Here is an 8,261-nt window from a genome sequence, read left to right on the forward strand (position 1 = left end):
GGTAAAATTCATCGATGCTGGCTTTTTCTACAACAGGGGCTTTTTCCTGAATAATTTCGGTAATGGTATGAGAATACTTAGAGTATAATTCCATATCTCCTTTGAGTACTTTTGCTTGTGGGCATAATTTAAGTGCCATATTTATAGGCATCGCTGAACGTACTCCGAAATGACGCGCTTCATAGGAACAAGAAGCGACCACACCACGGTCACCACCGCCAATAATTAAAGGAATTCCCTCTAATTGTGAGTTGGTTAGTCTTTCGCAGGAAACGAAGAAAGTATTCATGTCTAGATGTACAATTGCCCTTGCCATGTTCATTCATTTTGAGCTTACAAAATTAGTACAGATTCTAACAATTTTTTATATATTTGTAGTTACAAATTGTAACAAAATAGTTATGTCGTTATTTTCAGACAATATCAGAGCCTTACGCATTAAGGATAAAATTTCGCAAGAGAAATTAGCAGAGCAACTCCAAATTACTAGAGGTAGGTATGTTAAGTATGAGGATGGTACCTCCGAAGCACCTTATGATATTTTAAAAAAGATTGCTCTTTATTTTCACATCAGTATTGATTTATTGCTTTCTGTTGATGTACGTAAAATAGATATCCAGGATTTAATAAAACTGGAAAATAATCGTCTTTTATTACCCATCCAAATTGACAATAATGGGGGAAATATCATTGAAATTGTCACTGAAAAAGCAAAAGCAGGTTATTTGAATGGATATGCTGATCCCGAATACATTGAAAGTTTACAGCAGATTTCGTTACCTTTTTTAGGTTCTGGAAAACATAGAGGTTTTCCCGTGGAAGGGGATTCTATGCCTCCCCACGAAGGGGGTTCTATTATTGTAGGACGCTATGTAGAAAACCTTGGTGAAGTTCAAGATGGTAAAACTTATATTTTGATTACCAAGAATCACGGAATGGTTTACAAGCGCTTGAATAAAAACAAAAAGAATACTTTAGTATTAGAATCTGATAATAGCTTTTATCCAAACTACGAAGTCAAATTTTCTGAAATACTTGAAATTTGGGAATATCAGTGTAATATTGGTCGTACGGATAGTAAGCATGTAGTAACCGAAATGGAAACTTTGAAAGACCTTATACTTGAATTGAAAAGAGAGGTTTCGGAAATAAAAGTAAAGACGAATACTTAATTTTAAACTTGCTATGGTTTTTTCGTCTGTTTCACCTTGATAATCGATATTTTGACCTAATTGATTGGAGATGTCAATTGCTAAATTCTCTAATGATGAACAATCTAAGTTATACTTACTGATGATTTTTACTTCTTCTTCTATTGTAGTATGCATTGGTAAAAAAACAAGTAGTTTTAATTTTTCCTAATCCAATTCACTTATAACTTTTTTCCAAAATTATATAACTGTAAAAAGTCTCAACTTTTTATTTTTGATATGTTTTTATAACTTATAAAGAAAAAAACATGGCTGATAATACTGATGTAATACGCTTTTTAGATGCTCATAATAAATTGTACTTAACCGCGATTTCAGAATTAAAAAATGGAAAGAAAGAAACGCATTGGATGTGGTTCATTTTTCCTCAACTTCGCGGATTAGGAAAAAGTTCTATTTCAAATTTCTACGGTATTGTAGGACTTGACGAAGCAGAGGCATTCATGAATCATCGTACCCTTTCTAATAATTTAATTGAAATATCGAAAGTACTATTGCAACATAATCATAAGTCTATAGATGAAATATTTGGTTTTACAGATGCCCAGAAACTTTTATCTTGTATGACACTTTTTAGTGAAACGTCTAATTCTCACCCTGTCTTTCACCAAATAATAGATTCATTCTTTGTAGGTAAAAAAGATGAAAAAACACTCCAGTTGTTGAATTCACAACCTTTATTAAAAACATAAATATAGATTATACTATTTAATATTAATTAATTTAAATATTTAACCATGGATATTACATTAAATACTATTCTCCTTTCATCAATTTTAGCTACGATAGTTATGACAACTTTTAGTTACTTGATGTCAACGACCTTTAATGAATTATATAAAGAACCTGTACTTCTGACGTACTTTTTAAATAAATTCAATTTAAAAATAAGTTTTCAACTTAAAAATATTTTAGCGTGGTTACTACATTTTGTGATTGGCTATATATTTGTTTTGTCCTATCATTTTTTATGGACTTATACTATTTTAAATCTAAGTGTACTTAACGGTATTTTGTTTGGGGCTGTCAGCGGTTTATTGGGTATATTGGGCTGGGTATCTATTTTTGAATATACCCAATATCAACCTAAGATTGATTTTAATGGCTATTTTATTCAATTGTTTTTTGCGCATGTAATTTTTGGTTTAGTAGCTTATATTGTTTATTCACAAATATAAAACATATCAAGATGTCGTTAGAAAAATACAACCAAAAACGTGACTTTGAGCAAACAAACGAGCCCAAAGGAAAAACTGTTCAATCTGACAAAGAACTTATATTTGTTGTTCAAAAACATGCAGCTTCTCATTTGCATTATGATTTTCGTTTGGAATTAGATGGGGTATTGAAAAGCTGGGCAGTACCCAAAGGTCCCTCGATGAATCCAGAGGATAAAAGGCTTGCGATAATGGTAGAAGATCATCCCTATTCTTATAAAGATTTTGAAGGCAGTATCCCAAAAGGAAATTACGGAGCAGGTACTGTTATTGTATGGGATAATGGAACTTATCAGCCAGCAGATACTGCAAAAAATCCTCAAAAAGAACTTCTTTCCGCTTTAAATAAAGGCAAAATCAGTTTCAACTTGAAAGGAAAAAAACTTCAAGGTGAATTCTCATTGGTCAAATTAAAAGGGAAACAAGAAAATGCTTGGCTTCTTATTAAAAAACAAGATCAGTATGCAACTGAAAAAGATATTCTTACTGAAAATAAATCCGTTATAAGTAATATCACACTTGAATCTTTAGATAAAAAAAAACACCAAAAAGGAGGTAAAAATGCAACCGACAAAAAGAATGACGTAAATTTTGTGTCTCCTATGTTGGCTGGAAAAAATAAAAAACCTTTTGATAGTTCCGATTATATTTTTGAAAATAAATATGATGGTTATCGCACTATTTCTGTAATTAACGATAAAAAAGTTGAATTATGGAGTAGAAATAAAAATTCGTTCACCACCCAATTTCAACTGATTGCTAATGAATTGCAAAAAATAAAGCATTTGGCAGTTTTGGATGGGGAAATTGTAGTTGAAGATAAAAATGGAAGAGCTGGTTTTCAGCTACTCCAAAACTATATCAAAACAGGCGAAGGCAAACTGAAATATTACGTTTTTGATTTATTGAATCTTGATGGTAATGATACTACCTCACTTTCGCTTTTAGAACGGAAAGAATTATTAAAAATTTTATTAGAAAAGTATAAGTTAGAATCCATTATTTATGCACCCTATATTGTTGCAAAAGGTAAAAACTTATATGAAGAAGCTATAAAAGAAAATAGCGAAGGTATTATTGCAAAAAGAATCGATGGTAATTACTTAACGGGAAAGCGATCAGACGACTGGCTTAAAATAAAAATAACAAATCAGGAAGAAGCCATAATTATTGGCATAACTGAGCCTAAAAATTCTAGAAATTATTTCGGTGCATTGCTATTGGCTCAATATAAAGATAATCAATTAGAATATGTTGGAAAATGTGGTAGCGGATTTACGGAAGATACCTTAAAAGAATTGTACTCACAGTTAAAACCTACTTTTATTTCAAAAAGTCCTGTATCAAAAAAAGTAGCTCTACGGGATACAATACAGTGGGTAAAGCCCAAAATGGTTTGTCAGGTAAAATATACTGAATGGACTCGTGACGGACATTTGAGACATCCTGTGTATTTAGGAATCCGAATGGATAAAAAACCTAATGATGTTATTTTTCAGGGAGAAAATTCTACTAATAATAACGAAGAAGAAGAAGAAGAAGACATCTCTATTATTGAGAATAACTATGATTTAACTATTGGTAAAATAACGTTGCATTTGACCAATCAAAATAAAATTTATTTCCCCGAAAGTTCCATTACAAAAGGGGATATTGTTAATTATTATAGTGCGGTAGCCGATTTAATATTACCTTATCTTAAAAATCGTCCACAGTCGATGAATCGATTTCCCAACGGTATTACTGGTTCTAGCTTTTATCAAAAGGACATCGAAATTGAAAAAGTCCCCAATTGGCTTAAAACATTTCCTATACATTCAGAATCTAATCAAAAAGAATTGAATTATCTCTTATGCAATGATAAAGCCACCCTATTGTATATGGCAAATTTAGGTTGTATTGATTTTAACCCTTGGAATTCCACAATTAAAAAACTTGAAAATCCAGACTGGATGGTTATTGATATTGATCCAGAAAAAGAAGATTTCAAAGCAGTTGTTCAAGTTGCTCTAAAAGTAAAGGAAGTCATGGATGAATTAGACACCGAATGCTACTGTAAAACTTCTGGTGCATCTGGTCTTCATGTTTACATTCCTTTAAAAGCAAAGTATAATTATGAAACTGTCAAGATTTTTGCTGAATTAGTTGCCAGAGAAGTACAACAACAATTACCAGAGACTACTACATTAGAACGAAGTATAAAAAAAAGAAATCATAAAATTTACATTGATTATTTACAAAATAGAAAAGGTCAAACATTGGCTGCTCCATATTCCATTAGACCTAAAATCGGCGCTACTGTATCAACGCCTCTGGAATGGGATGAGGTTAATGAAGATCTCCACCCATCACAATTTACAATTAAAAATGCTTTAGAACGTTTTACAAAAAAAGGCGACCTATGGTCACCTGTATTAAAAAGTGGAACTAATATTAATGCAATTTTAAAAAAGTTAGAAAGCAAAAAATAGATTAAGAAGATTTTTTGCTTTCTAAACTCGCTTTCAACATTGCCATTAAGTCATCACTTTGTTTGTGAACTACCTTCAATTTGGATTTACTCTGTTTTTTCCCACTTGCTTTATCTTTAATTATTTTAAGCAGTTTGGAAGTGTATTCATCTTTATAGCTACTAATATCGAATTTTTCACTAAGTTGCTCAATTAGCTTACTAGCCATATCCATTTCTTTTTTATTTATCGATGCTGCCTTAGGTACTTTTAAGTCTTTTGTGTCACGGATTTCCTGCGCAAAGCGAATGCGATTTAAGAGTATAATATTTTTGTAAGGCTTTAAAATTGCCAAGCTATCTTTATTTCTCATTACAAAATTTGTCACACCTACTTTTCCCGAAGCTTCCAAGGCATCACGTAATAAAATATAGGCTTTAATAGCATTTTTTTCAGGTTTTAAATAGTAGGGTTGCTCATAGTAAATGCTGTCAATTTCTTTCTCGGCAGTGAAGCTTTGTATATCAATCGTTTTAGTTTTGATAGCATCTGCGGCTTCAAAATCTTCTTCCTCCAGAATCACGTATTTATCATCAATTTTATAGCCTTTTACAATATTGGCATAAGGAACTTCCTTGCCCGTATTTTCGTTAATTCTTTTGAATTTTATATTTGCGTGATCTTTCTGATCTAGCATGTCCATATCTAAACTGCTATCCTCTACTGCAGAAAATATTTTTACCGGAATATTAATTAATCCAAAACTAATTGCTCCTGTCCATATTGCTCTCATAAATAATCTTTTTTGTTTCAAACTAATTTATAACGAATGGATAAATAATCAGTTATATGTTTTTTTGAAATATTTTCAAGATTAGTACCTCTAATAATTTAATCCAAATAATATAAATTCTACTATGAATTTTATAAAATATTATTTTATTAACTGTGTATTTTTATTTGGCATTATAGAAAATAGAATTTTAATAAATAATATAAATATTCACGATGATACATTCAGTTAGTCCGTGGACTGCAACAGTGCAATCAGACATTGAGGTGAGTGAACCTTTATTTATTGTAACGGTAAATAATTATATATATAAGATTTATAATACTGGTGACTCATTATGGCTCACGTGTGATTGGCCGTTGGGAGGAAGTATAGCATTCCGAATAGCTTTTGGGATGAACAGCAATTTTGAAAAAGTCGCAATAAGTGAGGTGGACTCTATACTGTTAATTACTGCTCGCACCCGTTTGGGTAATTACCGCATCACGCTATCATTTCCCGAAGATCAAAATAATAGTTTTCGATACACTACGACACTACAAACCACAACTCCTTTAATAATACCTTTTTGGCCGAGAGATATAGTACCTTTAACTAAAAATGGTAAGATTGAAAATACTAGTGGTAAAATTCATGCCAGCCAGATCGGAGGAAGATCAGGACAACTTTATTTTAGCATGACCAAACCAAAAAATGGTACGGTATTTTATTTTCAAAATCTCAGTGCAATGTCAGCATATTGTGAAGTTTGCGAAACCAATCTTACCGATACAGTAGGAGGTGCATGGCCAGAAATTGGATTTCAATTTCCAGTAAACTCTAAAAAGCCTTTGCCTGCAGAAAAAGAATTTATTATTTCTGATGCTTTCGTTCTATTAAGCCAACAAATTCCCGAAGAAGATTCCGAAATCACTAAACTATATTTAGAATGTTTGGCAAATGTCTATTTACAAATACCAAAACCAACTGTTGCCTATCACGATTATCCAACAATTGCAGATAATTGCCTTAATGACTTATATCATAATAAAGGCTGTTGGACGCAAACTAATGGTGTATCATATCTCAATGCGTATGTTTGTGATTATGAGACTCCAACAGAGGTTATGGTTCAGTTGGCAGTATTACAACCGTTAAATGAGTATCTTGAATGGTTAGGGAAAAGTCATCCACTTGCAGATGAACTTGGCGAAGGTATATCTGCTTTTTTCGATGACCGTATAAAAACTTTAACACGATGGCTTCCTGCATTAGAAGATGATCTAGACAAATCAGAAGAACAGAAAGGGGAAATGGTCATGGATTCGTGGTATTTACATCACCCCTTAATGAATTTATGCAGACTTGCTATTAATGGGGATACAAATGCTAAAAAACTTTTTTTGAAGTCTATCGATTTTGCAATAAAAGTTGCTCACCATTTTGATTATGAATGGCCTGTATTTTATAAGATGACTACGCTAGAAGTATTAAAGGCGGAAACTTCTGAAGGTAATGGAGGAGAAAAAGATGTTCCTGGATCTTACGCCCATTTAATGCTTTTGGCGTGGCATCTTACCAATGAAAAGCGGTTTTTGAATGAAGCTGTAAAGGCTGTAAAGCATCTCGACGGATTGGCTTTTAATATATTTTATCAAGCAAATAATACAGCTTTTACTTCGGGTGCATTAGTAGAATTATATAAAGAGACAAAAGATATAAGATATCTTGAATTGAGTTACTGTTGCCTTGCAGGTGTATTTAAAAATATGCAATTATGGGAATGTAATTATGGTTATGGAAAAAATTTCCCAACTTTCTTTTCAGTTTTTCCGTTGAATGATGCTCCCTATACTGCAGCTTATGAAGAATTGGAAGTATATGCAGCCTTGCATAATTACATTCATATTACTGAGGGTATTGAAATTCTGCCAGCATTAAAAATTTTAATTCCTGAATTTTTGAAATACGCAGTAGGAAGATTGGCTTTTTATTATCCCACAAAACTTCCTCCTGAAATGTTAGCGGAAAAAAGTAAAACTGGTGAAATAAAAAATGACTTATGGATTCCACTTGAAGACATTCATGATGGATGGAAAAAAAGTGGAGAGGTAGGTCAGGAAGTATATGGAGCAGGACTGGCATTCGGAATTGTTCCTAGACAGTACTGTCAAATTAAAGCATTGAATGTATTAGCGTTTATAGATTACCCTGTTACTACTGTTCGTCAAGGGAAAAACTCACTAACTTTTAAAATTATAGGTAATCCACAATTTAAGGCTACAATTGTATTTCTACAAAATTCATCAAAGCACATTCCCAAACTGAATGTGCAATCAAAAATTAAATTGAGGTATGAAAAAGTGAATGCAGTAGATAATAAAAATACTAGATATGAAGTGAATGCAAATGCTGCAGTTAAGATTACATGGTAGCAAAATAGTATTAAAAGCGTGAATTTGCTACTCATACTATTTATTGTTTTCAGCGATTTTAGGAAACGATCTTTAATAGAGACAAAATTTCTTTAATTGAAAAATCAGCACCACAAATAAACTCATCTGCTGCTCCATAATATATTGTAAGCTTATCCCCATCAATAATATGACCA

Annotated in this window: 7 protein-coding genes; 5 read left to right on the plus strand and 2 right to left on the minus strand. The window is 32.0% G+C overall.

The features are described 5' to 3' along the window. On the minus strand, positions 1 to 316 hold a 316-nt coding region (locus WBQ70_RS02870), incomplete at its 3' end, for a DNA polymerase Y family protein (protein ID WP_423910291.1). A gap of 85 nt (positions 317 to 401) precedes the next feature. On the opposite strand from WBQ70_RS02870, the gene WBQ70_RS02875 reads away from it, so the two are divergent. The 4 genes from WBQ70_RS02875 (at position 402) to ligD (ending at position 4,899) form a co-directional block, all read left to right on the plus strand. After that, complete coding sequence (locus WBQ70_RS02875) at positions 402 to 1,172, plus strand: XRE family transcriptional regulator (protein ID WP_423910294.1); 771 nt, start codon at positions 402 to 404, stop codon at positions 1,170 to 1,172. 287 nt (positions 1,173 to 1,459) lie between these two features. Further along, positions 1,460 to 1,903, plus strand: a complete 444-nt coding sequence (locus WBQ70_RS02880; protein WP_423910297.1) for a DUF1810 domain-containing protein — start codon at positions 1,460 to 1,462, stop codon at positions 1,901 to 1,903. Between the two features lie 45 nt (positions 1,904 to 1,948). Then, complete coding sequence (locus WBQ70_RS02885) at positions 1,949 to 2,389, plus strand: hypothetical protein (protein ID WP_423910300.1); 441 nt, start codon at positions 1,949 to 1,951, stop codon at positions 2,387 to 2,389. 11 nt (positions 2,390 to 2,400) lie between these two features. Next, on the plus strand, positions 2,401 to 4,899 hold the full coding sequence (ligD, locus tag WBQ70_RS02890; protein ID WP_423910303.1) for a DNA ligase D: 2,499 nt from the start codon (positions 2,401 to 2,403) through the stop codon (positions 4,897 to 4,899). 1 nt (position 4,900) lies between these two features. Here the strand turns inward: ligD and WBQ70_RS02895 are convergent, their stop codons facing one another. Beyond that, positions 4,901 to 5,671, minus strand: a complete 771-nt coding sequence (locus WBQ70_RS02895; protein ID WP_423910307.1) for a Ku protein — start codon at positions 5,669 to 5,671, stop codon at positions 4,901 to 4,903. Between the two features lie 215 nt (positions 5,672 to 5,886). On the opposite strand from WBQ70_RS02895, the gene WBQ70_RS02900 reads away from it, so the two are divergent. After that, the gene (locus tag WBQ70_RS02900) at positions 5,887 to 8,085 is read left to right on the plus strand and encodes a hypothetical protein (protein ID WP_423910305.1); all 2,199 of its coding nucleotides are present in this window, start codon (positions 5,887 to 5,889) and stop codon (positions 8,083 to 8,085) included. Positions 8,086 to 8,261 lie beyond the last annotated feature (176 nt).

Origin of the sequence: Flavobacterium sp., assembly GCF_049590715.1 — a bacterium.
GTDB lineage: Bacteria > Bacteroidota > Bacteroidia > Flavobacteriales > Flavobacteriaceae > Flavobacterium.

Coding starts and splice junctions, on each gene's coding strand:
- WBQ70_RS02900 (WP_423910305.1), top strand. CDS start 5,887: ATGATACATTCAGTTAGTCCGTGGACTGCAACAGTGCAATCAGACATT.
- WBQ70_RS02885 (WP_423910300.1), top strand. CDS start 1,949: ATGGATATTACATTAAATACTATTCTCCTTTCATCAATTTTAGCTACG.
- WBQ70_RS02895 (WP_423910307.1), bottom strand. CDS start 5,671: ATGAGAGCAATATGGACAGGAGCAATTAGTTTTGGATTAATTAATATT.
- ligD (WP_423910303.1), top strand. CDS start 2,401: ATGTCGTTAGAAAAATACAACCAAAAACGTGACTTTGAGCAAACAAAC.
- WBQ70_RS02880 (WP_423910297.1), top strand. CDS start 1,460: ATGGCTGATAATACTGATGTAATACGCTTTTTAGATGCTCATAATAAA.
- WBQ70_RS02875 (WP_423910294.1), top strand. CDS start 402: ATGTCGTTATTTTCAGACAATATCAGAGCCTTACGCATTAAGGATAAA.